Here is a 23,427-nt window from a genome sequence, read left to right on the forward strand (position 1 = left end):
CCGGATCCCCTGTACAAGGCTCGCAGGATGTTACACACCAGATCTTGCCTGCTCACGCCGCGTCAGCAGCACCAACTACTCGACCTGTTCGCCAGCGATTGCCACGTCGCACTCGAGGTCACTTGGAGTGCCTACCAGAACATCATTGATGCCTACCGCGCGCCCGACACGGCTGCGGGCAAGGCCATGATGCAAGCCGAAATTAATACACTGACCTGCACGCGTGTACCGAGGGGTCTGAGAGAGCTCATTACGCTGGGCAGGACACTCAAACGCCGATCCAGGGACATCCTGGCCTACTTCGATCATCCCCACACCTCCAATGGCCCTACCGAAGCTATCAACGGGCGCCTTGAACATCTACGCGGATCCGCTCTTGGGTTCCGCAACCTCACCAACTACATCGCCCGCTGCCTCCTCGAAACCGGAGGATTCAGACCCCAACTACACCCTCAATTATGAAGAGCCATATAAGGGGAAGAAAAATTTCTTTTAGATACTTGTTTTCCTAAAACTGATGTGATATAATAATTCAAGTCCAGAAAAGGAGTAAAAAATATGCGGCAAGGTATTCTTAAATAAAACTATAATCAAATAGTGGGAACAAAGGATTATGATAGTCCCTTTTGTAGGGGCTTAGTTTTTTGTACCCAATTTAAGAATACTTTTGCCTTATCAATTTTGACATATCCCCAAAAACAGCACTCACAAACAGGTGTATGCTGCATATGTGTATGTCCGCAAATTATCATCCCCAGTGGTAAAAGTATTTTACTGCTGGGGATTTTTATGCCCTTCGGGGCAGTAAAGGGAGGACAATCACATGAAAATAATCAATATTGGAATTCTTGCCCATGTAGACGCTGGAAAGACGACCTTGACGGAGAGCCTGCTATATGCCAGCGGAGCCATTTCAGAACCGGGGAGCGTCGAAAAAGGGACAACGAGGACGGACACCATGCTTTTGGAGCGGCAGCGTGGGATTACCATTCAAGCGGCAGTCACTTCCTTCCAGTGGCACAGATGTAAAGTCAACATTGTGGATACGCCCGGCCACATGGATTTTTTGGCGGAGGTGTACCGCTCTTTGGCTGTTTTAGATGGGGCCATCTTGGTGATCTCCGCTAAAGATGGTGTGCAGGCCCAGACCCGTATTCTGTTCCATGCCCTGCGGAAAATGGACATTCCCACCGTTATCTTTATCAATAAGATCGACCAGGCTGGCGTTGATTTGCAGGGCGTGGTTCAGTCTGTTCGGGATAAGCTCTCCGCCGATATTATCATCAAGCAGACGGTGTCGCTGTCCCCGGAAATAGTCCTGGAGGAAAATACCGACATAGAAGCATGGGATGCGGTCATCGAAAATAACGATGAATTATTGGAAGAGTATATCGCAGGAGAACCAATCAGCCGGGAAGAACTTGCGCAGGAGGAACAGCGGCGGGTTCAAGACGCCTCCCTGTTCCCGGTCTATCATGGCAGCGCCAAAAAGGGCCTTGGCATTCAACCGTTGATGGATGCGGTGACAGGGCTGTTCCAACCGATTGGGGAACAGGGGAGCGACGCCCTATGCGGCAGCGTTTTCAAGGTGGAGTATACAGATTGTGGCCAGCGGCTCATCTATTTGCGGCTATACAGCGGAACGCTGCGCCTGCGGGATACGGTGGCTCTGGCCGGGAGAGAAAAGCTGAAAATCACAGAGATGCGTATTCCATCCAAAGGGGAAATTGTTCGGACAGACACCGCTTATCCGGGTGAAATTGTTATCCTTCCCAGCGACAGCGTGAGGTTAAACGATGTATTAGGGGACCCAACCCGGCTCCCTCGTAAAAGGTGGCGTGAGGACCCCCTCCCCATGCTGCGGACGTCGATTGCGCCGAAAACGGCAGCGCAAAGAGAACGGCTGCTGGACGCTCTTACGCAACTTGCGGATACTGACCCGCTTTTGCGCTGCGAGGTGGATTCCATCACCCATGAGATCATTCTTTCTTTTTTGGGCCGGGTGCAGTTGGAGGTTGTTTCCGCTTTGCTGTCGGAAAAATACAAGCTTGAAACAGTGGTAAAGGAACCCACCGTCATTTATATGGAGCGGCCGCTCAAAGCAGCCAGCCACACCATCCATATCGAGGTGCCGCCCAACCCGTTTTGGGCATCCATCGGACTGTCTGTTACACCACTCCCGCTTGGCTCCGGTGTACAATACGAGAGCCGGGTTTCGCTGGGATACTTGAACCAGAGTTTTCAAAACGCTGTCAGGGATGGTATCCGTTACGGGCTGGAGCAGGGCTTGTTCGGCTGGAACGTAACGGACTGTAAGATTTGCTTTGAATACGGGCTTTATTACAGTCCGGTCAGCACGCCGGCGGACTTCCGCTCATTGGCCCCGATTGTATTGGAACAGGCATTGAAGGAATCAGGGACGCAACTGCTGGAACCTTATCTCTCCTTCACCCTCTATGCGCCCCGGGAATATCTTTCCAGGGCTTATCATGATGCACCGAAATACTGTGCCACCATCGAAACGGTCCAGGTAAAAAAGGATGAAGTTGTCTTTACTGGCGAGATTCCCGCCCGCTGTATACAGGCATACCGTACTGATCTGGCCTTTTACACCAACGGGCAGAGCGTATGCCTTACAGAACTGAAAGGGTATCAGGCCGCTGTCGGCAAGCCAGTCATCCAGCCCCGCCGTCCAAACAGCCGCCTGGACAAGGTGCGCCATATGTTCAGTAAGATCACTGGTTGATTTCCGATCCCAACCGAACACATTGAGCTGACGGCACGCTCCCGCAGTTAACCGAACGCCCCCGAGGTCCTATCCGGGCCCCGGGGGCGGCATTTTCCCAGTTGAAGGAATGGTGGAGATGTGTTTCGATGGGTCCGGTGGCCATGCTCCGCCCGCCGCCCGGCACCTCTTCCCAGACTCAGCCGGACGGTCGGTCCGTCTATTCCGTTTTTCTCCTAGGCTAGGCCAGCGGGGCATCGCCCCTCTCTGCGCGCGCCCTCTCGATGAGCCCCGGCGTCAGGTCGAGATCGCCGAGCGGCACGTCCTCCACGCCGTAGGCGTCCAGCAGCGCCGCCGCGTCCTCCCCGAGCATCGCCCTGAAGGCGCGCGCGGGCGTCGCGAAGCCGAGCGCGCCGCGGGGCTCGGAGTTCACGTGCGACATGGCCAGCGCCAGGTCGGCCGGGGCGAGCCGGTCGAACCTGATTCCGGCGCCCTTGGGCAGCAGCTTCCTGATCTCGACGTGGTTGCGCTCGCAGGCGCCCTTCTGGTCGCTGCGCCTGGGGTCGCAGTAGAACAGCCTCGTCTCGCCCGGCCCCTCGCCGAGCAGCGCCGCGATCGCCGCCTCGTCGGAGAACTCGGCGCCGTTGTCGGTGAGGACGGCGCGGAACACGCGGCGCGTCCCGTCGGCGCCGAGGATGGCCCGGACGCCCTCCAGGGCGTCCGCGACGCACCCGGCGGTCTTCTCCTCCAGCGGCAGCGCGAGCTGGAGCCTGCTGGGGCGGTGCAGCAGCGTGAGCAGGCAGGCGGAGTCCTCCCGGGCCCCCTCGACGGTGTCCATCTCCCAGGCCGCGGCGCACGCGTCCTCCCCGAGGGCGAGGAACGCGGCATGCGACCTGCGGGCGGAGTGGCGGGTCGCCGCCCGGCCCGCGGCGCGCTTCCTCGGCCTGTAGCCGACCTTGCGCCTGAGCTCCATGTTGGTCATGCCGTCGTAGCCCGCCGAGACCCAGCGGTAGATGGTCGACGGCGACAGGTCCACCGGGCCGCCGTTGCGCGCCGCCATCTGCTCGGGCGACAGCCCCCGGCGCAGGCAGTCCCTTATCGCCTCCAGCCTGGCCGCCGCGGCGGGCTCGTCGGCGTCTATCCCGCGCCTGGACGAGACGAGGACCGAGTCGGCGCACAGCTGCGCGGCCCGGGCCTCGTAGAAGACGTGGGGGCGGCGCTTGCAGCCGATCGCGCGGTACCGGCCGCACCCGTTGCAGCAGCGCGGCCACGCCGCCAGGCGCGGGCAGGCCGCCGACAGGTCGGCGGAGGCGTCCACGCGCTCGCCGCGCCTGGCCTTCGGCGCCGTCACGAACCTGTGCGACGCCACCTCGGCGCTCACCGTCGAGGGCGACCTGCCCAGCTCCCTCGCGATCTCCCTGCACGACGCCCTGCGCTCCAGCATCCTCTGGACCGTGTCCCGCTCGTGCCTCGTGAGCCTTCCGTAGGCCCTCGGGACCGCCCTTGCGGAGCCGCTCTTCTTCTTTCCGGACATGCCGTCCTCCGATCTCCCGGGGCCGGCCGATCCGGCCCTCAGGGTATCGGGTTCCCACATTCATCCGCACATGTGCGGATGAATGTGGGAGGTGTTCGGATAAAGTTGATAATCAAGGTGAAGTCTCCAGCTCCAGCTACATGGATGTGTTCTATCCGAAGTACCAGGTGACCTGGGATATGATGAACGTTGCCGGTCCGAACAGCATGTTCATGCACTGCCTGCCCGCCAACCGTGGCGAGGAAGTCGTCGACGAGGTCATGGACGATCCCGAGCGCTCCCTGTGCTGGGTCGAGGCCGAGAACCGCAAGCACTCCATTCGCGCCATCCTGGCCACTCTGTGCCCCCAGAGCGAGCCCGACGAGCAGAAGGCTGCGGCATACCGCGCCACCATCAATGAGCGCATGGCCGCTCTCGGTAAGCACGGTCTGTAAGACGTACCAGGTCGGGCGAGCTACGGCTCGCCCGCCTTCGCAGGAGATGGGCGACCTCATGGCCATCGGCGAGGAGAACTGCAAGGTCTCCGACGACAACCGAGTGCATCAAGGGCGCCGACTTCATCTACACCGACGTGTGGTATGGCCTGTACGATGCTTTCTGATGGGCGGCAGCAGATGCTTGTCTCTTGCTGCCCATCATCTGCGCCACTGCGCGTAGGCACTGGCGCCCTGTCTGAAGTTAAACAGACCTTTCGAGTGTGCACGAAGTGATTGCGCCAACAACGAAGCCCCAACCTGCTCGCTAACTCATGGGCAAGCCACCTGAGACTACTCATTTCCCCTACTAGCAATGAAGGCCTGCAACCTGCAGTTTTGCAAACTGCTTGAAAGGCGCCTGCGTTGATTCACTTCCTATTGCAGCTGGCGGCTCGCACACGAAAAGGCACTTGAGTTTCAAAGCGGGCGTTTTCGTCGATATCGAACCTCTAAAGGCTGTCCGCCGTGCCCTTTGGGACAAAAACGAAAACTCAAAGCCCCGAGTTTGGAATGAGTTTTTGAGATTGCCCCGGCTTTTGTCCCCGAAGCCGATGAAACACGACATAGTGTTACTTGGCGGCACTCGGTTTGAGACGGCATCGAAAACTGAGGACAACTGGAATGTCGGGACAGTAAAACTGAAGCCATCGAGTGGGAGTAGGCCGATAGGGTTCTGACCTGCGATTTTGAGTGCCGCACTGTGCCGCTGAGTTTCGTTTCGTACGAGAGTCATGACAAAGCCACCAGCGACGGAGATGAGTAAAAGCGATTAAAGAGCCTCCGTTCCCTGCGTTGGGACGGAGGCTCTTTCTTTGCCGTTTTACTCCCTTGTCTCCGTTCGGGGATTATTTCTTGCTCATTTAGGGCTATTCGCGCTGAAAGATTTTGACTAGCTTGGTGTCCTTTATTTCGTAGACAATGTCTGCGACGTTCTCGACCAGCCTCTTATCGTGGGAGACGAACACTATCGTTCCGGCATAGGCGCTCATCATCTGCTCGAGGGCTTCGGCGCTCTTGATGTCCAGGTAATTTCCAGGCTCGTCCATGAGCAAGATGTTGTATCTGCCCAGCAGCATCTTCGCGAGTAGCAGCTTGATGACTTCGCCTCCCGAGAGAACGCCAACGTCCTTTGTCAGGTCGCGCGGTCCGATTCCCATAGAGGCGAGGATGCCTCGAATTTCGGTCATGCTGTACTCGCAACCATCCTGCATGAACGAGATCGCAGACTGACGGGCGTCGAACTTGTAGCCTGTTTGCTCGAAGTAACCGATCTCTGCCTTGGGAGAGATGTTGATACCGTCGGCGCGTCGAGCGATTGCCTTCAGCAGGCTGGTCTTTCCTGTACCGTTGCCACCGGTGATGGCCACTTTGGCACCGAGCGGTATCTCGAATTTCGCGTGGTCATAGAGCATGCAGTTGCCGAAGCTCAAGCTGAAATCGTCTGCCGAGATGGGAAATTTACTATGCAGTTCCAGGGCCTTGCTCTGGCGGAACCGCACGGCGCGAATGCTATCTGGGGCCTCAATCCCTTCGAGCGCTTCGAGGCGCTTCTCCATGTCCTTAGCCGCCTGGTACATCCTCTTCTGTTTGGTGCCGGTTGCTTTCTGATGCCCCAATCGACCTGCATACTCGTTGCTTTTTTTCGCAGCCTTCCGCTTGGCGTCGACCTGCCGTGCTTTTTTCCGTTGTTTTTCGATGGCGGCTTCGAGGCGATCGCGCTCGCGCATCGCCTCTTCGTATCGAGTCGCCTGAGCTTTGCGCTCTTCTTCTTTCTGTCGCAGATAGTCGGAGTAGTCACCCCAGAATTCGGAAATACCGCCGTCTTTGAGCTCCCAGATCTTGTCTACCACCTGGTCGAGAAAATGACGGTCATGGCTCACGATGAGCAGAGCCCCATCAAATGCCTTGAGTTGTCCGACGAGAAGGCGGATGCCGTCTTGGTCGAGGTGGCTCGTAGGCTCGTCGGCGAAGATCGCGCTTGCATGCTGGGAGAGTGCAGAGGCAATCTTGGCGCGTGTTTCCTCCCCGCCGCTCATCGTCTCCTGCGCCACTCCGGCGACGTTGAGACGGGAGAGCATCTCACCACTGTCCTGAGCCGCATCAAGGTCGAGTTCATCGAGTTGGCCGATGAGGGCAATGCTGCCGAAGCGCCTGACGTCGGCGTCCGCAATGGTAAGATTGCCGCTCAGAATTTTAAGCAGGCTGGTTTTGCCTGCGCCATTGTCTCCCACCAAGCCGATGCGATCGTAGGAGTAGATTTCCAACTCTTCGATATCTAGGATATCGCGGCCGGCATATTCCAAAAAGATGTCTTTAGCTTTGACTATGAGTTCCATAGGTTGAACCGCCTTTTGTGTATTAGCGTTTTACTGGAAGCGCAGCCATGCCAAAAAAGATTGCTCACGTCGATTTTTCGCCTTTGCCCAATTGCCGGCGCGAGCGTTTTGACCTTGCGCAAGCCGGCAAATCCGAAAATGATAGTTGGCGACGAATAAGGAGCGCGATGCGGAATGTCGGTGCAATACCTCGTCGTCGCAAGGGCTTGAAGGCTGACGCTTGAACCGATGGCTGCTGCCTCTTTTTTTCGAATACTTGGGCTATTGAATCTGCCCGGTATCTCTTTTCCCCGCGTTTCGGACGCTCGGAGCAAGCAGCATAGCCATCGCAAGCAGTACCATGGTCGCTCCAGAGCCGACGAACCATAACGGAGCTCCAAGCAGATCCGCAAAAACGGAGGGGGCTGCGAGGCCCATGGGCATGGCCCACGCCATGATGGTTCCGTAGAGGCCGAAAACGCGGCCTAGGTACTCAGGAGGTATCTGCTCCTGCATAAGGGCAGTCTGGGTTCCCGCGTACAACGGGGAGCATGCGCCCATAAGAAAGCTCACCGGCAGGAAAGCAGCGAACAATGACGGGCCGAGCGATCCGGATACGATTGCGGCAATGCCGAAGCCGGCAATCGCGGCGACCATGGTGAACGACCTATTGCGGAACCCTCCCGTGGCCGCCAAAATGCCGGACCCAGCCAGCATGCCTGCAGAAAAAAGGATTTCCACCAAAGCGGCATCCCCCGTGCTACCGCCAAAATGCCCCAAGGTCATTATTGGGAACAATGCCGCGAGCGGAGAGAACGCGAAAGCGAAGACGAACCCGCACCAAAGAAGGGCGAACAGCCCCCTGTACTCCCTAATCAGCTTGTAGCCGTCCGAAATCTCAGAGAAGAGCTCTCGAACCTTATTGGAAAAGGACAAGCTGCGGTCGGCTTCATCGAGGCCCCCTGCGTCTATCTGTGCGGCGAGGACGGCTAAAGAAGCGAAAAGCGCTCCCAGCACGTCGAGGACAATCATAGCGGTAATGCCCGCCACGGGATAAATCACTGCTGCAAGCGCGGCGCCAAGAATGTATCCGCCGGACTGAATCGCCTGAGTCACCCCCGATAGGCGAACGAGATGCTCTGGCGGGGCGAGATGGGGCGTGAGAGATTGGGAGGCTGGCGTGTAGAACGAAGTACCAACTGCACGGAGAAACAGGGCGATGAGAATTAGCCATGCAGGTAAGCTGCCGGCCAACGAGGCAATCGCCAAGGCGGCACCCACCGCGGCAATGAAGAGGTCGGCGCCGATGAGGACACGTTTCAAAGGCAGTCTGTCGACAACGGCGCCCGCAAGGATTCCGAACAAAGCAATCGGCAGAAAGCCTGCCAGCGATGCTAAGGAGAGGAGAGAAGACGACCCTGTCGTGAGGGCGAGATGCCAAATAAGACCCATTTGGAGAATCGAACTCGTCAATGTCGAAACGAGCTCCCCGCCCCATACGAAACAAAGCTTGAATTGCCATGAATGGCACAGCAGAACAGACCTGCCCCGAGAGGTTTCAAATATCATGGTTATGTCCAATCGTGAAATGGCGTGCAGAAAAACAGCGCGACGCCACAACAGCGCCGCTTTCTAGGCGCTCATCCACGTGCGGAAAAGACCAACCACGACACCCCTCCTTTGTTAATTCGGTCTGGCAAACCATGTAATATTAACGAGGCTTGAGTTTGCCTGTCAAGAATCGAGCATCGGTAAGGGCAATCCTCTCTGGCCATTCGATTCCTTTTGTATCTTTGGTTGCATAGGTGACCCGCCAGGGCTATTACGCGTGGAAGAGGCGCCTGCCGAGCTGGCCGATGAGGCGCTGAAGATGGCCCTGGTCAGGCGAAACGATCCCAAGGGATGCGTACATCATTCGGATAGTAAGAATGTTGCCAGCAGGTTTTGCGGCAACCGCAAAGGAGCCGTATCCTGCAGCTGGAATCACGTTGCAGCATCCTGACCCGCATTCCGATTGGCGGACGGCCCGCTTCGGCATCCTGACCAGCACAGCGATCGAGCCTTGTCATTCCTTGGATATGCCGGTTGCTCGGGGCGGTCCCGACGGAGGCCCTCGCCTCCCCGGTCCGTGACCCAAGAAGGGCAAGCATGCTGATCTGCATGGCTGGTTCCTCCTTTATGTAGACGACCATGCAAAGAAGGGACAACCGAGGAGGCAGGTTACTGATGCGGGCTCCCGCACGCCCATGACTACCCGACGGGCTGTTTTTCATCTCCGATGCCCGCATTGCAGCATGAACGAATGTGCCTCGACATCTCTGCTGGCATGGTACGACTGGGATCGCACCTCGACGCATCCTTGCGCATACTGCCTTCCAAGTTTCGAAACCGGGAAGGAAAGTGTATGTGAGCGACGATATCGGCGCCGATTCGACGCTCGAGAGGGAGATTGCGCCGATTCTATCCATCGGGGATGCATTCCCGAAGATTCTCATCACTCGCACGAGGCATGAGCCCCATACCCGGGAGGGCGTGCTCGTGCTGAATTTCGCGAGGTGGCTGCTTGGCGGGTAGGGTTCTGAACGTCGCATTGGGATATCGCGCGACAGGGCACGCAGGGCTGTTTGTGCCCGCACGGGAAACGCCGTCGCCATGCGGGCGGCCTGTCGTGTCCGATTAGCCTTTTGCTAAACAGGCTTACGCCAACTCATGGGCAAGCCACCTGAGACTATTCACTTTGCTTATCGTTGACAAAGACCTGTGGCCTGCGGTTTTGTGAACGGCTCGTAAGCCACCCGCGTCGACTCACTTACTGTTGAAGCTGGTGGTTTGCAGGCTCAAAGGCGGTTGAGTTTCAAAACGGGCGTTTTTCGGCGATATCGAGCCTCCAAAGGCGGCTCTCCGTGCCCCTTGGGACAAAAATAAAAACTCAATACTCTGAGTTTGAAAATGGTTTTTGAAGTTGTCCCAGCTTTTGTCCCCGAAGCCGATGAAACGCGACGTCGCGTCATTCAGCGGCACTCACTTCGAGATGCCGCCGAAAACTGGGTGCAACTGGAGTGACGAGACGGCAAAACTATAACCACCGAGTGGGAGTGACGCTTTCTAGCGGCTTCCTAGCTAACTAAGCTGGCTAAAACTGATCAGAGTAGCTGACTAAGCTGACCCAAATAGCCGGTCAGAGCAGCAAGCCCCGGCCTCGTCCCTGATTCCTGGGATGAGGCCGGTGTTTCTTTAATTGGGCGAGCGTGGCAGTGTCAGATCTTCCGCGCTCGTTGTGGCCAATCGATTGATCTGATGCCATATTCTGGCCATAATTGTGGCTAGAATCGAAAGGGGTAATATGTCGGCTCTTACTATGGGGCTCGCCGAGGCGAAGAATAACTTTTCGCGAGTGACGGCAGAGGTGAACCGGACGGGGAAGCCTGTCACGATCCTCAAGAACAACAGGCCCTGGGTGGTTATTCAGCCGGCCCAGCAGGCGGCGAGTGCTGTCGACGTCGCTGTCGACTTCATGGATGCCTACGCGGACGTGTTTGAAGAACTAGCGAAGTGAGCTCTGTAGTTTTGTGTCTCTATGGAAAGTGGTAGTTACGCTGTGGTCCCTTACTAGGGGCTGAAGCTGCGGATTTCTTCAAATTTGCTCTTGCGGATTTTATGTGGGGGGGGGGTACCCTTAAAAGCAATTCGGAAGGGGTAATTCGATGAAGAAATTGTCGATGTTTATGGCCATGGTTATGTGCGCTACGTTAGCGTTGTCTGGCTGTGGTAATAGTGTGTCGGATGATAGGGCTGAGGCTTATGCTTCGCTTTCGTCTATGACAAGTTTGGAATCTGATAAAGCTCAGGAGTATAGGCAACGGTTGACTGTGGCTCCTGATTCGGCAGCGATTAAGGCCGTTCTTGCTGACGCTAAAGCAGCCAATGATAAGGAAGCTGCTAGAAAAGCGTCCAAAGATAAGGACCGTAAAGATACTGCGGCTGCTATTACCGGAGTTAAGTTGGTTGGTACCACCGGTGATTGTACTAATGTGGTCTTAGTGTTTAACGCTGACCAAACTTGGCAGGTCAGCGGGAAAGACTCAGATAAGTGTATTTCACACGACTACAAATATTGGAGTATTAGCCAATATGACTATGATAGCGGTGAAATAGACCTGGTTATCAGTGACAAAAAGAAAGATGACATTAACACTGTAGGAGACCGTAGGGTTTATCCAATATCTTTAGGTGAAGATAATACGGTTGGCATTATGCTTGTCGGTAATGATATGTACTCGTTTACTATCACTAAGTAGGCCAGCTTAAAGCTTGCTTGTGGGGACACCAACAACCTGGTGTCCCCACGCTTTTGTTTCACCGTATTTTGATTGTTTAAATAATTAATGCTGCATGTGCATAATAGGCCGTAAACTTATTGTCTACGTTTGTAAGGTTTAATTAGAAGTTTGTTCGGTTGCAGATGAGCTTAATGATCGGCCGCGTAAGACGTTAGACTGGGATACGCCTCGGGAGCGTTTTGGTGTGTTGTTAGCAGCGTGAAGGGTGTTGCAACCACCCCTAGAATCTGGCTCTTACTATTTCTACACATTGCTGTGACACACCACGGAGGCACACACCAGTGCTTCCCACCGAGCAGACAGAGGACTTCCCTGTCCTCCGTTGCTCCCTCACAGCAAACTCTGCCCCAACAGCCACGCCGGGCCACGCTCCCGCGCGCCCCAGCCTCGTCAGAATGCGCGTACCTCAGTCAAGCTCCGCCAACACACCCACGTCACGTGCGGCCTGACGCAGGCGCTTATCGCGCGTCCACAGAGACACGCCGGGGGTCACGACGACGCTCGCCAGGAGCGCCGCATCGACAGCACTGAGCCCCCTGCCCCACAGCCGCCGCTCCTCGACGAGGTGCCGGACCCCCTGATCGTCGACATTGCGAAGGACCATGAGGCGCTCGATCGCCTTCAGGAAGACCGACCGGTCCTTGAGATTCCCCAACGCGAGCTCGGTGATGATGCTCTGGTGCACGCACACCTGGTCGCGCTCGAGCAGGTCGACCAGGACCGGCTCAGTTTTTCGTAGGTGATCAATCCAGATGTTCGTGTCGACGAGGACTCTCATGCGCGCCTGCGGCTACGCGGCGCAGCTTCCGCCGCCGAATCGCTGCCGCCGAGCTCGGCGAGCTGCCGTCCCGTCTCAATACGAACGAGAAGCTCAACCGCGTCCCTGATCAACGCGGATCGTTCACTGATCCCAGTCAGTTCCTCGGCGCGCGCGAGCAGGTCATCATCGAGTGTCACAGTGGTTCTCATGGCTACCTCCACATTCAGGATAGCATCACTAACAGCATCATTTGATTCGACTGAGTGTTCTTCCCAGTGTGATGATTTCTGTGAGGGAGCTAGGCACGCCCGCGTCGATGGTGGAGCTCTTGCCTGGTGCGTCTGCGGCACTCATTGAGAGCATCCCCGGCGAGGTGCACGTCGTGGAAGGGGGCCATGACCGCCCTCGCGCCAGGTGTGAGGCTGGGAGGCCAGCCAGGTTTTGAAGACCTGCTTGGATCGGCCTGGGACCATGTCTAGGAGTCGGGAGGGGCCACTGTGATCGTGGACGGGCGTCAAATCCAAGATGACGGTGACGTACCTGTCCCCATGCGGGGTGTGGCGCCACACGTGAGCACACTCTGGGCACTGGTAGCGGCGCACGCTCACATGCAAGATCGTGGGGCGCCACCCGCAGGGCTCATGCGCCAAGCGCCTGACTACCGTGTCACGAGAAATGCCCTGGCACCCGCAGCGTCGACACCACTGGTCCTCACCAGTAATGCGGCAAGCCAACACTGCATGGTCTGGCCAAATGCGCTGACCCGTCACCTCCAACCCCAGGCCATCCAGGCCCGTGAACGCGCTCAGGTCAGGGCGATCAAAGATAGTATTGGGCATGTCGAGGTCTTTCAGATGGACGGTGTAGGAATCTCCATCATCGAAAGACCTCGACCCCTACCCGGCCACGACACACCCAACCCCGCCCACAACACTTACACCCTCAAATGCGAAGAGCCCGTTTCCGGGCCTGGCCTGCTCGATGATCTACGCGGCCTTAATGCGTACTCATAGAACTACCCATACTTGTGTGTTTGGGGCCGCGTGTGTGCGCTTTGCGGGAGGGATGCTGTCCCTTGATAGACGTTTATACATCAATAGCTGTATAACGCTGTATGAACGTCTGTTGTAGAGGAGGTGTCTACTTTGATGCTTGACGAGCTTGTAAGTTACATCGACGCCGAGGGTGGGGTGGCGTACTCTTCGCAGCTGAAGGGTGCTGGATTTTCTGCGGGACTTATCTCTTATGCGAGTGAAGCAGGCCTTATTGATAGGATTTCACGCGGTATCTACTGCACGCCTGATGTTTTCGAAGATGACTTTCTTGTGATTGGGGCACGTTGGCGTAGGTGTATTTTTTCGCATAACAGCGCGTTGTATCTAAATGGATTATCAGATAGGCTTCCGATAGTGCAGTCCGTGACCGTACCTAGGGGGTATAACCCGGTCAGGCTGATTGAGGAGTTTCCAGGCATTCAGATTCACTGGGTTCGCCCTGATATTTACGAGCTTGGCGCAACAAATATTATGACGCCGTCAGGTAATAGGGTCAGGTGCTATAACTCTGAACGTTCAATCGCTGATCTGATTAGGCAAAGGAAGCTGGGTGGCGTTGATGCGCAACTTGTGCGTGACGCTATTGGTGGATACTTCAATAGTCGTGACAAAGATCTTCATGAGTTGGCGCGCATGTGTGAAGCGCTCGGAGTAAGGCGCGAGTTACAGGTATACCTGGAGGTGTTGCATTTGTAGGTTTGTAGCCTACAATTGCAACATGGTTCGAGCGAATCATCTGGAAGCTATAGCCCAACTCTCAGAATCTGAGGGTGTCTTTACAACTGCCCAGGCTGAACGCATGGGCATACCACGCGACGCTCTGCATGATGCAGTTGAGTCTGGTCGACTTGAGCGTGTCATTAGAGGTGCTTATCGCATGGTCGGGGCTGGCTCCTCATATACAGATGAGCTCGCAGCTATTTGGAAACTGACTGCGCCAGAAAACTTTAGTTATGAGCGGATGCGTAGCTCGAATTGGGATGGCATAGTGATTGGGGGCGCCACTGCTTCATCACTGCTTGAGCTGGGTGATCTGCATCTGTCACCTTACCGTATTTACGCTCCAAAGCGCATAAATTCGCGAAAAACTGTTGCTAGTTTTGTGAAGAGGAAAGTTGTTCGGGATGAGGTGACTTTTGTGCAGGGGCTGCCTGTTACGCGTCCTGAGCGTATTGTGTTTGACCTTGTGTTAGATGATGAAGATCTCTCGCTGGTTGCTGATGTGCTGAGAGAAGCTGCCTATGTGAATCGCGATTTTGATTTTAAAAATCTGGCAAATTATCTGCGTGATTACTATTCTGCTAGCCAGGCCAAGGAAATATATGAAGGTCTGCTTGCAGATGCAGGGTTACTCAGTGAGAAGGATAGGTTATGACCTACAAGAGTGCCGCAGCGGTTGAAATGGCAGTCAAGTCTGCTGCATCTGCATCATCTCTTGATACAGGTAGGGCGGTGTCTTCCTTCTATTTCCATAGATTGCTCTGTCGTGTATTTGCTGGCAATAACAAGAAGTTTGTATTAAAGGGCGGGCAGGCAATGCTTGCTCGCACTATTGATGCTAGGGCTACACGTGATATAGATTTACTTGCATTACAAGATAGTCTTGAAAATGCGTTGACTGAGCTTGTTAGACTAGCTGAATCTGATTTAGGTGACTTTGTTGTTTTCGAATTTGCGGGTTCAAAACATATAAAAGCTGAAGATGAATATCGTAGTGGGCTTTCTGTGAAGTTTACTCCTCATATTGGTGTTAAGCGGATGCAGCAGATTTCTATTGATCTTGTTGTTGATAAAGTACCTCTCGAAGAAGTGGAAGTTATTGAACCTGTTGACAGAATTCAAATCGAAGGACTGTTTACCTGCAACTATTTACTTTATCCAGTAGAAAATGCGTTAGCAGATAAGTTTTGTGCTTTGATTGAGATTCACGATGGTAGGGTTTCTACTAGAGTTAAAGATTTAGTTGATATTGCTGTCTATGCGGTTACGTGTACAGTTGATGGCGATAAGTTTCAAAATTGCTTATCTCGTGAAGTTGCTGTCCGTGGCATGGAAATGCCAGATAAGTTTTCTGTGCCTAGAGAATGGGGTTTATCTCAGGGAAGGCAGTTTGAAAAGTTATCTGCTAATACAGGGTTGCCTGCAGGGCTGAAGGTGATGGATGTGGCAGCTGAGTTGGCAGGAAATTTAATTGACCCGGCTATTAGTGCTAGTGTGAGTGGTTTGCAATGGTTTCCTGAAGATCTCAAGTGGGAATGTAAAGATTCTTAGATTTAATCTAAATTTTGTGAGAATGGTACAGCTTTATGTGTGACGTACAGTTATGCTGAATTTGGAATAATATTCAGTGTGGTTGTACGGGAGAGGGGCCTATGCGGACAGTGCTTGAGATTGCCTCGCAAAACGCTGGATATGTGACTGCTGCTCAGGTTACAGCTGCAGGTATACCGAGGCGTAAGCTCGCTGAGGTAGTTTGTTCTGGAGAAGTTGTACAACTTGCGCGTGGGCTCTATGCCTTGCCAGACGTATGGGAAGATCCGCTATATATCGCCCAGTACAGGTTCTCACGTGGCGTGTTCTCAGATGACACTGCATTGAATCTGCATGAGATGACTGACCACACTCCAGCTTCTTTAACAATGACTTTCCCCCGAAACTACAATACTGCAGCAGTCAAAGATGCCGGTATTATCTGTCGTACTTGCGCAAACGAAGTTCTTGATTTGGGTTTAACGCAGGTGAAGACGATATACGGCAATATGGTTAGAGTATACGACCTTGAGAGAACACTGTGTGACTTAATGCGTGGCAAGAGTGTGCTTGATATGCAGTTACTTGTGCCAGCAATGCAGAGCTATACACGCAGCAAGAATCGAGATCTAGTAAAGCTTATGAATTATGCGCGCAAACTTGGGGTAGAGCGTAAAATTAGAACTTATCTAGAAATACTTCTGTAAAACAAATAACTTTTATGCTCAAGTTTGAGTGCTGCTAGATGAATTTGCCGGTGAGGCTGGTGGGGCAGGCTTTGATTTGAGCGGGGGAGCCGGTGGCTACCACCTGGCCACCGGCCAAACCTCCGCCAGGGCCCATATCCACCACATAGTCTGCGCTGCGGATTACGTCCAGATCATGTTCAATAACCACCACGGTGGCGCCTTTAGTAATCAAACTGGCAAGCACTCCCATTAGGGTCTGCACATCCTTTGGGTGCAGGCCAATAGTGGGTTCATCAAACACAAACACCGAATCGCCTTGGCCCCGGCCCATCTCACTGGCAAGCTTTAACCGCTGTGCCTCGCCACCAGAAAGCCCCGGTGTCTGCTCGCCAAGTGTCAAATAGCCCAAACCCAAATCGTGCAGCACCTGCAATTTCTTGCTCACCCGGCTAAGGCCCGCGCAAACAGCCAAAGCCTCATCCACACTCATAGCCATCAGGTCAGGCAGGCTGTAAGCGGCGCCGTCGTCAAAAAAGCACCTAATTTCGTGAGCCGCACGCCCATAACGAGATCCGCGACAATCGGGGCAGCAAATCTCGACGTCGGGAAGAAATTGCACGTCAAGGGAGATCTGCCCAGTGCCGTCACAAGTGTCGCAACGCAAAGAACCAGTGTTATAAGAAAACGCGCCAGCCGTAAGCCCACGGTGGCGGCCAGGTTTCGAGCCGGCCTCAGCGGCAAGTTTGGCTCCATACTGCTTAGCCGCCTCGGACCTGGCGAAATGCTTACGCAACTCATCATGCACCCCCGCATAGGTGGCCACAGTCGAGCGCACATTAATACCAATCGGGGTGGCGTCAATGAGCATAACCCGGCCAATACCCGGTGCCTCCAGCCAGCGCACATGCCCCGGCAGCGCCTGACCGGCAATTCGCGCCTGCAAAGCCGGGATCAGGCTCTCAAGCACCATGGTGGTTTTACCCGAGCCCGAAACCCCAGTCACCACTGTGAGTCGTCCCTGGGGAATATCCACCTCAAGTGGCTGCACCGTGTGGATCGCGTCCGTGACTAGGCGGATACTGCCGCGCTCAAAAAGATCCGCCCGCGCCTGCTTAGGCTGGTTCTGCTGCCTCAGATACGGCCCAATAATCGACGCAGAATCATCCATGACCTGCGCAACCGTGCCCTGGCAAACCACCGTGCCGCCGTCGGAACCAGCGCCGGGCCCCATCTCAATGAGGTAATCACTGTGGGTGAGCACCTGAGTGTCGTGGTCAACCAAAATCACCGAGTTGCCATCCGCCAACAGATCATCCATCACCCCCGTCAAACCCTTGAGATTATGCGGGTGCAAGCCAATTGAAGGCTCATCAAGCACATACAGTACGCCCGTGGTACGGTTACGCACCGCCCGCGCTAGCTGCACGCGTTGGCGCTCACCGGTAGAAAGCGTGGACGCCGCACGATCCAACGCCAAGTAGCCCAGCCCCAGGTCAAGCAAGCGTTGAGCGGTGTCAAAGAAAGCCTCACAAATATTTTGGGCCATGGGACGCAGCCTCTGCGGCAGTGAGTCGGGCACCCCCTCAACCCACCCCATCAGTTCAGACAGGGTCATTTGCGAGGCCGCGTCCAGGCCAATACCACGCAACCGGGGCGCCCGGGTGGCTTCAGACATACGGGTGCCGTGACACTTAGGGCAAGTGTCCTCTTGTAAGAAACGCTCCAGGCGCTTCATGCCCTTTTCGTCTTTAACTTTAGAAAGCGCATTTTCGACCGTATAAATGGCGTTGTAATAGGTGAAATCCATTTCGGCCGACTGGTTAGTTTTAGGATTTACGTAAATAATGTGCTTTTTTAGCGCCGGGCCGTGGTAAACAATCTCCTGCTCCGCCTCAGTTAGCTCTTTGAATGGCACATCGGTGCGCACGCCCATCTCGCGGCACACGTCTTTCATCAGGGCCCACATCAGTGTGCCCCACACTACGACGGCGCCCTGGTCAATGCTCAGGTTCTGGTCCGGCACCAGCGCCGCAACATTCACGCTGCGGGTCAGGCCTGTGCCCGAGCAAGTTTGGCAGGCTCCGCGTGAGTTAAACGCCAGGTCCTCAGCGCCAGGGCCATAAAATTTTACGCCGCAGGTGGGGCAGGTAATTTCAGCCATGCGGGCGACGTCGAATGAGGGCTCAACGTAGTGCCCGTTAGGGCAGCGGTGGTGGGCTAGGCGCGAAAACATCAGTCGCAGACTGTTGGCTAGCTCAGTCATGGTTCCGAAAGTACTGCGGATTCCGGGCACGCCCGGCCTTTGTCGTAGCGCCAACGACGCCGGTACGTAACGCACTTCGCTCACGTCAGAGCGTTGGGCTTGGCTCATGCGCCGGCGCGTGTATGTGGACAGTGACTCCAGGTAGCGGCGTGAGCCTTCCGCATAGAGAACCCCCAGGGCCAGGGAGGATTTACCTGAGCCAGATACGCCAGCAATACCAACGATTTTATTTAGCGGAACATCAACGTCTAGGTTCTTCAGATTGTGCACGCGCGCCCCGCGCACCTCAATGGTCTGGGGTTTTTGGGTGCGGGCGGCACTCTGCGGGGCGGCACGCTGCGAGGTAATTGGCGACGGCGCCGCCTGGGACTCTTCGAAAGCGCGCATTTTTCCTCCAAGCAGGCGCGACGCCACCAGGGTTGTAACCAGCTGCGGCCTGCGAGAGAAATTATCCCACACAGGCCGCAGCTTTTAGGGCGCAGTCGGCGTCGTGCTTTTGCTGGCTTCTAAGTGAGCTGGGTAGGGGGCGTGGGGTGGGAACTCTAGATGTTTGTCCTTTTTACCCTTTTAAGCCTGCTCTAGAGGGGCAGTTAAAGGCACGATGGCGGGGCGCAAAGCTGCAGCTAGACGCTGGTTGCTGCCAGTTGCCTGACTGTAGAAACGCGCTGCTACGAATTCCTTGCAGGCGGGGGTGCCTGGTCTGTTACTGGTGGGTGTGCCTGGTTTATTGCAGGCAGGGGTGCTCGGCGCAAAAAGCGCAGGATCAAGCTTCCAGCCGGCTTGCTCAGACAGCTGGGAGAAAAACACGAACTGCGTGCGTGTATTGCCCTCGCGGAAACTGTGGATAACGTTCAACTCGCCCCAAATCTCAGCCAGCTCTGTCACGAAAGTTTCATGATCCAAGCCGCGCAACAAATCCATTTTGCTGAGCCTGCGGTATTGCTCATTGGCTGCCTGCCCTAAGACTGGGCCTGCTGGATAGTACTGGTAAGACATTTGCGGAGCAGTCGGATCTCCCAACGGGTAATGGACAATGTCTGGGCCAGACTTGACCATGAACGTGTCCAGGGGAGCAAGCCGCTCCTGACCTGCCCACTCATAGACATCTTGGAAAATATGGCGGTGAATTGCCTTCATGTGGGCGTAATCGAAGTTGCCTTTGATCGGCGTTTGCGCCAGTTCCAAAATTCTGGAGCTAGCGTAGCCCTCCTCCAGTAAGCGTAACTTGACAGCGTCAGGTTCCCCATATGGATTGCCAGGAGTGATGAATTTATTGCGCAATACTGAGGTGCCGGGGATGAAGTAATCCTCCCAGGTGCGAAAAACTTGGCGTGCCATCAGCCTTGCACGTGCTTTCTGATTGCTGCGCGTGCCTGCTCTCCAGTTAGGTTGCCGCAGGCCTGCTGCTCCAAAATGTTGCGCAGCGCCAGGTCAGTGACTTCGTGGCCTGCCAAGGCTAGAGCTGCCTTGGCAAATACGAGCTTTTCTGCAGGGGAGCGGTTTTCGCAGGTGCAGTTTTGGGGTTGCGTTTCTGCTTTATCTGCGCCGACGGCGTCGCTGCGGCTTGCGGCAGCATCGCTACGTGCAGTGACATCGCTACGTGCGGTGATATCGCTACTTGCGCCGACGGCGTCGCTGCGGCCAGGGCGGTCAGTGCTGCGGCTTGTCATGGGCGGCCTCGTTTCTTCTGAAAGCTCATTCTACGGGGCGAACTGCGCCGTCGTGAGCAAAAGCAGGCATAGACTTACGCTAGTTATAAACGTAAGGAGGGGAAGATGGGCGCTCAGGACGTGCCGAAAATACACGACCCTAGTTTTCGCGGGGACATGATTATCCGCTTCCTACCTGACAGTGACCAGGTGCTAGCCCGCATGGACCGCTCTACCGTGCAGGTGTTTACGAATCTGGCGGACTACCTGCAGCTTTATGGGCCGTATGTGGATCGTGTGGGCTACCCGGACGGCAAATACCTGTGGCACCGGCCCGTCGGCGAGCGGCCCACCTACTTTGAGTATCGCTCACTGGATATATTCGCCCTAAATGACCCCTACTACAGCTACGAAATCAAGCAGCTGCCGCAGGGATGCTCGATCCGCACCGGTATTAACGTGCCCTACTTTGATCTGCCCGGCGGTGCGCGTCAGGTGCAGTTTCTGGCCGAAGACATTGTGTTGACCGCTATTGAATGCCTTGAGCTGGGGATTTTGACTGGGAGGTCAGAATAATGTGGTGGCAAGTTGCTGAGCTGTTTCACTTTGCGGAGACGGCAGGGGCGCAGATTCGGCTTCGTGAAAGCGATGCATTGTCGCTGACCTGGGATTGTGGGCGCAGCTGGCAGCACGTGTGGAACACCAGCGGTGAACACGCCCAAGCTTTTTACGGCGAAAGCGAGTATGCCGAAACTCGCGTTCCCACCATGATCAGCGATTACAGTGAACTCATGCTTAACTGGGCGGTGCTACGCATTGGCCGCAACGCTCGCTTTTACAAGGGCTGGGAGGCGATCCGGGTGCCCAGAAGTCCCCAAAGCGTGGATCCGCATTGGGGTTTTGAACAGCTCTCATTGATTACCGGGCGCCTGACCAGAGACGGCAAGCCCGTACCAATGCAGCTGCGTACCATCTTCCCTGACCACTACGAGCTCAACCAGTTCTCGCATGTGGCCGGCATGAGATTCAAAGATCTACTGGCGGCCTTTAAAGACCCAGCCGGCGGCATATTGGCCAACTGGGTGGAGCCGGCACCAGGCTCTGAGCGCTCACAGAACGCTGAGAAATCAGAAAGCTCCAAATAGGTTGGCTGTGAGGCCAGGTAAAAAGCGCTAGAAAATTTTTAAATATTGCGGCGGGCGCAAGCCTGCCGGGCTTGATAAGTATGTAAGGGAACGTTATGGGTAAATGGTTTGATCAGGCCGCAGAGATTGAGCGCTTGCGCACGGAAAACCACCGGTTAAAAGCGCAGGTCAGGAGCCTGGAGTTGCGTCTAGGGGTCAGTTACGGCCAGTCGGGAAATGGTCAGCCGGGCGTCAGTGAGTATGGCCAGTCGGGCGCCTATGGTGACGCTAGTGAGTACGCTCAGGGTGCCTACGGGGCCGGCGACGGCGTCGTCGGGGCTGGGGCTGCAGATTATGAGGCCGCTGCTTGGCTGGAACTAACCCCCGAAGAACTCCACCTAGTGCGGATGGGCAAAAAAATCAACGCCATCAAAATTTACCGAGACCGCACCGGGGTTGGCTTAGCTGACGCCAAAGCCGCCATCGACGCGGTTGGCTAGGAGGAACCATGCTGTTCATGGGCCATCATGAGGACGACGGCTGGCTGCTGTCTACTTTCAACCTGACTTTCCGGGCCTCATGGGAAATGATGCTACAAGGGGTTTACGAAGCCTGGCATTACTTCGCTAATGTTGAAATCCTGGTTGACCGTAAGCCGATTGAAATTAAAACCCCTGAAGACATTCTCAAGATCCCTGAAAACTGGAATATTTCAATTCGTGGATTGCTGATGGTGGCTAGGACTAATGTAGAAATTGTTTTCTATACCCAAGTCCACTTCATTAACGTCTATGTTGAGTGCAACAATGAAGAACTAAAAAACCTGGACTACGAGCACTATAACAAATTCATTGGCAAATTCATTGACAATATGGAAATCGCCATGAATATGCCCGAGGAACAACTCAAGGCCGGTAGGTAGTCGGCGCTGCGGCCTTAGCTTGCTGTGCTGCAGCGCAGGATGTGCGTGTTGTAGCACAGGTCGCTGCATAGTAGCTGGTCACAAGCCTGCGGGCTGAACCAAGAGCGGATAGGGAACTGTAATGATTTTGATTCGTGAAAAAGAAGAAAATGGCTGGATCCACGCCAACTACCGGCTCACCCGCCCGGTTTCGTGGCAGCAGCAGCTAAAAGCGGTGCACGGGGTTTACGACTATTTCAAAAAAACCGAGATCCTAGTGGACGGGTTACCAATCCAGATTAGTCAACCGGAAGAAATATTACAGATCCCTGAGTCTAAAGCTATTTCTATCCGGGGCGTGCTAACAATTATTGACGTGCCCGTGGTGGTAACCTTCTACAACCAGGCCGACTACGTAAATGTTATGGTTGCCTGCGTAAACGAAGAATTCCAAAACACTAACTACGAAAAGTTCAACAAATCAATGAGTCAAATCATGGATAGCCTTGAACTAATGATGTACATACCCACAGCTAACCAGAACTGATAGGCTGTCTAGAACCCCAAAAGCCTGCGGTAAATTTGCAAATCTTCGTCACCAAAGACGTTGAAGACAACATCCATTTGCGCCTGGGTTGCCTCCAACCAGCGCTGGACAGTGTCAACCGCAACTTTTGCTGCAGGCTCCTTGGGATAGCCAAACACGCCGGTGCTGATGCAGCAAAAAGCCAGCGACTTCAAACCGTTTTCCTGCGCCATATCTAGACACTGTAAATAGCTGCTCATCAGCTTATATTTCCCAATGTCTGGCAGTGCCGGGTTATAGATCGGCCCAACCGTGTGAAGCACGCGCTTAGCCGGCAGGTTGTAGGCGCCAGTGATTTTGGCGTGCCCTGTGGGTTCCTCATGTCCCTGGGCCTGCATCAGCTGCGCACATTCAAGACGCAACTGCACGCCAGCAAAAGTATGGATAGCGTTATCAATACAAAAATGTCCCGGCTGCCAGCATCCCAGCATCTGGCTGTTGGCAGCATTAACAATGCCGTCAACAGCTAGGCGGGTAATGTCACCCTGCCACAGACGAATCCGAGGATTAAGCGGACTGACGGCGGCGTCGTCGAGACTAGAAATACCGCCTTCCGCCAGCAAACCAGACAGCAACTCATCCTGCTTTTCCAGCCAAAAAGGAGAGATAGGCGCAGGCTCTCGGGTGTTAACCAAGGCGCGGAAATGCGGCCACAGCTCATCAAAGCCCTGTACCTGCGGGAAAGCAAAATTACGCTCCGCACACAGCTGCGCCACCAGTTCAGATAGCAGCGCCTCCTTTTTACTTTCCAGCATTGCCT

The 23,427-nt window shown here is 55.0% G+C and carries 25 protein-coding genes and 1 pseudogene; 16 read left to right on the forward strand and 10 right to left on the reverse strand.

The genetic code is table 11. The features are described 5' to 3' along the window. Both HMPREF0045_RS08285 and tet(W) read left to right on the forward strand, forming a co-directional pair. On the forward strand, positions 1 to 462 hold a 462-nt coding region (locus HMPREF0045_RS08285), incomplete at its 5' end, for an ISL3 family transposase (RefSeq protein ID WP_005987404.1). Between the two features lie 361 nt (positions 463 to 823). Further along, a complete protein-coding gene (gene tet(W), locus HMPREF0045_RS08290; RefSeq protein ID WP_005987406.1) occupies positions 824 to 2,746 on the forward strand; it encodes a tetracycline resistance ribosomal protection protein Tet(W) in 1,923 nt (640 codons plus the stop codon). 220 nt (positions 2,747 to 2,966) lie between these two features. Here the strand turns inward: tet(W) and HMPREF0045_RS08295 are convergent, their stop codons facing one another. Further along, a complete protein-coding gene (locus HMPREF0045_RS08295) occupies positions 2,967 to 4,319 on the reverse strand; it encodes an IS30 family transposase (protein WP_306437770.1) in 1,353 nt (450 codons plus the stop codon). Positions 4,320 to 4,399: 80 nt separating this feature from the next. On the opposite strand from HMPREF0045_RS08295, the gene HMPREF0045_RS08300 reads away from it, so the two are divergent. Then, on the forward strand, positions 4,400 to 4,693 hold the full coding sequence (locus tag HMPREF0045_RS08300; protein WP_005987408.1) for a Rossmann-fold NAD(P)-binding domain-containing protein: 294 nt from the start codon (positions 4,400 to 4,402) through the stop codon (positions 4,691 to 4,693). A 908-nt stretch (positions 4,694 to 5,601) separates the two neighbouring features. On the opposite strand, the gene abc-f is transcribed toward HMPREF0045_RS08300, so the two are convergent. After that, positions 5,602 to 7,071: a ribosomal protection-like ABC-F family protein gene (abc-f, locus tag HMPREF0045_RS08305; RefSeq protein WP_005987409.1), complete on the reverse strand. Its 1,470-nt coding sequence runs from the start codon at positions 7,069 to 7,071 to the stop codon at positions 5,602 to 5,604. 261 nt (positions 7,072 to 7,332) lie between these two features. Beyond that, positions 7,333 to 8,619, reverse strand: a complete 1,287-nt coding sequence (locus HMPREF0045_RS08310; RefSeq protein ID WP_005987410.1) for an MFS transporter — start codon at positions 8,617 to 8,619, stop codon at positions 7,333 to 7,335. A gap of 837 nt (positions 8,620 to 9,456) precedes the next feature. Between HMPREF0045_RS08310 and HMPREF0045_RS10585 the strand changes: the two genes are divergently transcribed. The 3 genes from HMPREF0045_RS10585 (at position 9,457) to HMPREF0045_RS08320 (ending at position 11,348) form a co-directional block, all read left to right on the forward strand. Then, a complete protein-coding gene (locus HMPREF0045_RS10585) occupies positions 9,457 to 9,624 on the forward strand; it encodes a hypothetical protein (protein WP_157966984.1) in 168 nt (55 codons plus the stop codon). Between the two features lie 769 nt (positions 9,625 to 10,393). Beyond that, positions 10,394 to 10,606: a type II toxin-antitoxin system Phd/YefM family antitoxin gene (locus tag HMPREF0045_RS08315; protein ID WP_005987413.1), complete on the forward strand. Its 213-nt coding sequence runs from the start codon at positions 10,394 to 10,396 to the stop codon at positions 10,604 to 10,606. Between the two features lie 148 nt (positions 10,607 to 10,754). Beyond that, entirely contained in the window at positions 10,755 to 11,348 is a 594-nt protein-coding gene (locus HMPREF0045_RS08320) for a hypothetical protein (protein WP_005987414.1), read from the forward strand. A 448-nt stretch (positions 11,349 to 11,796) separates the two neighbouring features. Here the strand turns inward: HMPREF0045_RS08320 and HMPREF0045_RS08325 are convergent, their stop codons facing one another. The 3 genes and pseudogenes from HMPREF0045_RS08325 to HMPREF0045_RS10260 all read right to left on the reverse strand — a co-directional run. After that, positions 11,797 to 12,168 (reverse strand): type II toxin-antitoxin system VapC family toxin, encoded by a 372-nt coding sequence (locus HMPREF0045_RS08325; RefSeq protein WP_005987416.1) that lies wholly within the window; start codon positions 12,166 to 12,168, stop codon positions 11,797 to 11,799. Then, positions 12,165 to 12,359, reverse strand: a complete 195-nt coding sequence (locus HMPREF0045_RS08330; protein WP_005986094.1) for a type II toxin-antitoxin system VapB family antitoxin — start codon at positions 12,357 to 12,359, stop codon at positions 12,165 to 12,167. Before HMPREF0045_RS08330 ends, HMPREF0045_RS08325 begins: the two co-directional genes overlap by 4 nt. A gap of 98 nt (positions 12,360 to 12,457) precedes the next feature. After that, positions 12,458 to 12,989: pseudogene (locus tag HMPREF0045_RS10260) on the reverse strand (transposase); the annotation flags it as partial. On the opposite strand from HMPREF0045_RS10260, the gene HMPREF0045_RS10790 reads away from it, so the two are divergent. The 5 genes from HMPREF0045_RS10790 (at position 12,891) to HMPREF0045_RS08355 (ending at position 16,162) form a co-directional block, all read left to right on the forward strand. Continuing rightward, a complete protein-coding gene (locus HMPREF0045_RS10790; RefSeq protein WP_081466843.1) occupies positions 12,891 to 13,163 on the forward strand; it encodes a hypothetical protein in 273 nt (90 codons plus the stop codon). The pseudogene HMPREF0045_RS10260 and the gene HMPREF0045_RS10790 overlap by 99 nt on opposite strands. Positions 13,164 to 13,298: 135 nt before the next feature. Further along, positions 13,299 to 13,901: a type IV toxin-antitoxin system AbiEi family antitoxin domain-containing protein gene (locus tag HMPREF0045_RS08340; protein WP_005987420.1), complete on the forward strand. Its 603-nt coding sequence runs from the start codon at positions 13,299 to 13,301 to the stop codon at positions 13,899 to 13,901. 22 nt (positions 13,902 to 13,923) lie between these two features. Beyond that, entirely contained in the window at positions 13,924 to 14,580 is a 657-nt protein-coding gene (locus HMPREF0045_RS08345; protein WP_005987422.1) for a type IV toxin-antitoxin system AbiEi family antitoxin domain-containing protein, read from the forward strand. Beyond that, a complete protein-coding gene (locus tag HMPREF0045_RS08350) occupies positions 14,577 to 15,476 on the forward strand; it encodes a nucleotidyl transferase AbiEii/AbiGii toxin family protein (RefSeq protein WP_005987424.1) in 900 nt (299 codons plus the stop codon). The genes HMPREF0045_RS08345 and HMPREF0045_RS08350 overlap by 4 nt, the downstream gene beginning before the upstream one ends. Before the next feature lie 101 nt (positions 15,477 to 15,577). Continuing rightward, positions 15,578 to 16,162: a type IV toxin-antitoxin system AbiEi family antitoxin domain-containing protein gene (locus HMPREF0045_RS08355; RefSeq protein WP_005987426.1), complete on the forward strand. Its 585-nt coding sequence runs from the start codon at positions 15,578 to 15,580 to the stop codon at positions 16,160 to 16,162. A gap of 34 nt (positions 16,163 to 16,196) precedes the next feature. Here the strand turns inward: HMPREF0045_RS08355 and HMPREF0045_RS08360 are convergent, their stop codons facing one another. From HMPREF0045_RS08360 to HMPREF0045_RS08370, 3 genes are all read right to left on the reverse strand, one after another. Next, positions 16,197 to 18,794, reverse strand: a complete 2,598-nt coding sequence (locus tag HMPREF0045_RS08360; RefSeq protein ID WP_005987428.1) for an excinuclease ABC subunit UvrA — start codon at positions 18,792 to 18,794, stop codon at positions 16,197 to 16,199. A gap of 180 nt (positions 18,795 to 18,974) precedes the next feature. Continuing rightward, positions 18,975 to 19,745, reverse strand: coding sequence for a Fic/DOC family protein (locus HMPREF0045_RS08365; RefSeq protein ID WP_005987430.1), 771 nt, complete (start codon positions 19,743 to 19,745; stop codon positions 18,975 to 18,977). After that, entirely contained in the window at positions 19,745 to 20,077 is a 333-nt protein-coding gene (locus HMPREF0045_RS08370; protein ID WP_005987431.1) for an antitoxin VbhA family protein, read from the reverse strand. The genes HMPREF0045_RS08365 and HMPREF0045_RS08370 overlap by 1 nt, the downstream gene beginning before the upstream one ends. Positions 20,078 to 20,182: 105 nt before the next feature. Between HMPREF0045_RS08370 and HMPREF0045_RS08375 the strand changes: the two genes are divergently transcribed. The 5 genes from HMPREF0045_RS08375 to HMPREF0045_RS08395 all read left to right on the forward strand — a co-directional run bounded on the left by HMPREF0045_RS08375 (position 20,183) and on the right by HMPREF0045_RS08395 (position 22,628). After that, complete coding sequence (locus HMPREF0045_RS08375; protein WP_005987433.1) at positions 20,183 to 20,632, forward strand: glycohydrolase toxin TNT-related protein; 450 nt, start codon at positions 20,183 to 20,185, stop codon at positions 20,630 to 20,632. Further along, on the forward strand, positions 20,632 to 21,201 hold the full coding sequence (locus tag HMPREF0045_RS08380; protein ID WP_005987435.1) for a hypothetical protein: 570 nt from the start codon (positions 20,632 to 20,634) through the stop codon (positions 21,199 to 21,201). Before HMPREF0045_RS08375 ends, HMPREF0045_RS08380 begins: the two co-directional genes overlap by 1 nt. 95 nt (positions 21,202 to 21,296) lie before the next feature. Continuing rightward, entirely contained in the window at positions 21,297 to 21,680 is a 384-nt protein-coding gene (locus HMPREF0045_RS08385; protein WP_005987437.1) for a hypothetical protein, read from the forward strand. A 17-nt stretch (positions 21,681 to 21,697) separates the two neighbouring features. After that, the gene (locus HMPREF0045_RS08390) at positions 21,698 to 22,102 is read left to right on the forward strand and encodes a hypothetical protein (protein ID WP_155813181.1); all 405 of its coding nucleotides are present in this window, start codon (positions 21,698 to 21,700) and stop codon (positions 22,100 to 22,102) included. A 121-nt stretch (positions 22,103 to 22,223) separates the two neighbouring features. After that, complete coding sequence (locus HMPREF0045_RS08395) at positions 22,224 to 22,628, forward strand: hypothetical protein (RefSeq protein ID WP_005987441.1); 405 nt, start codon at positions 22,224 to 22,226, stop codon at positions 22,626 to 22,628. A gap of 8 nt (positions 22,629 to 22,636) precedes the next feature. Here HMPREF0045_RS08395 and HMPREF0045_RS08400 read toward each other — a convergent pair whose 3' ends face one another. Then, positions 22,637 to 23,422 carry a protein-ADP-ribose hydrolase gene (locus HMPREF0045_RS08400; RefSeq protein WP_005987443.1) on the reverse strand — a complete coding sequence of 262 codons (786 nt, stop codon included), beginning with the start codon at positions 23,420 to 23,422 and terminating at the stop codon, positions 22,637 to 22,639. Positions 23,423 to 23,427 lie beyond the last annotated feature (5 nt).

The sequence above is a fragment of the Actinomyces graevenitzii C83 genome, assembly GCF_000239695.1.
Taxonomy (GTDB): domain Bacteria; phylum Actinomycetota; class Actinomycetes; order Actinomycetales; family Actinomycetaceae; genus Actinomyces; species Actinomyces graevenitzii.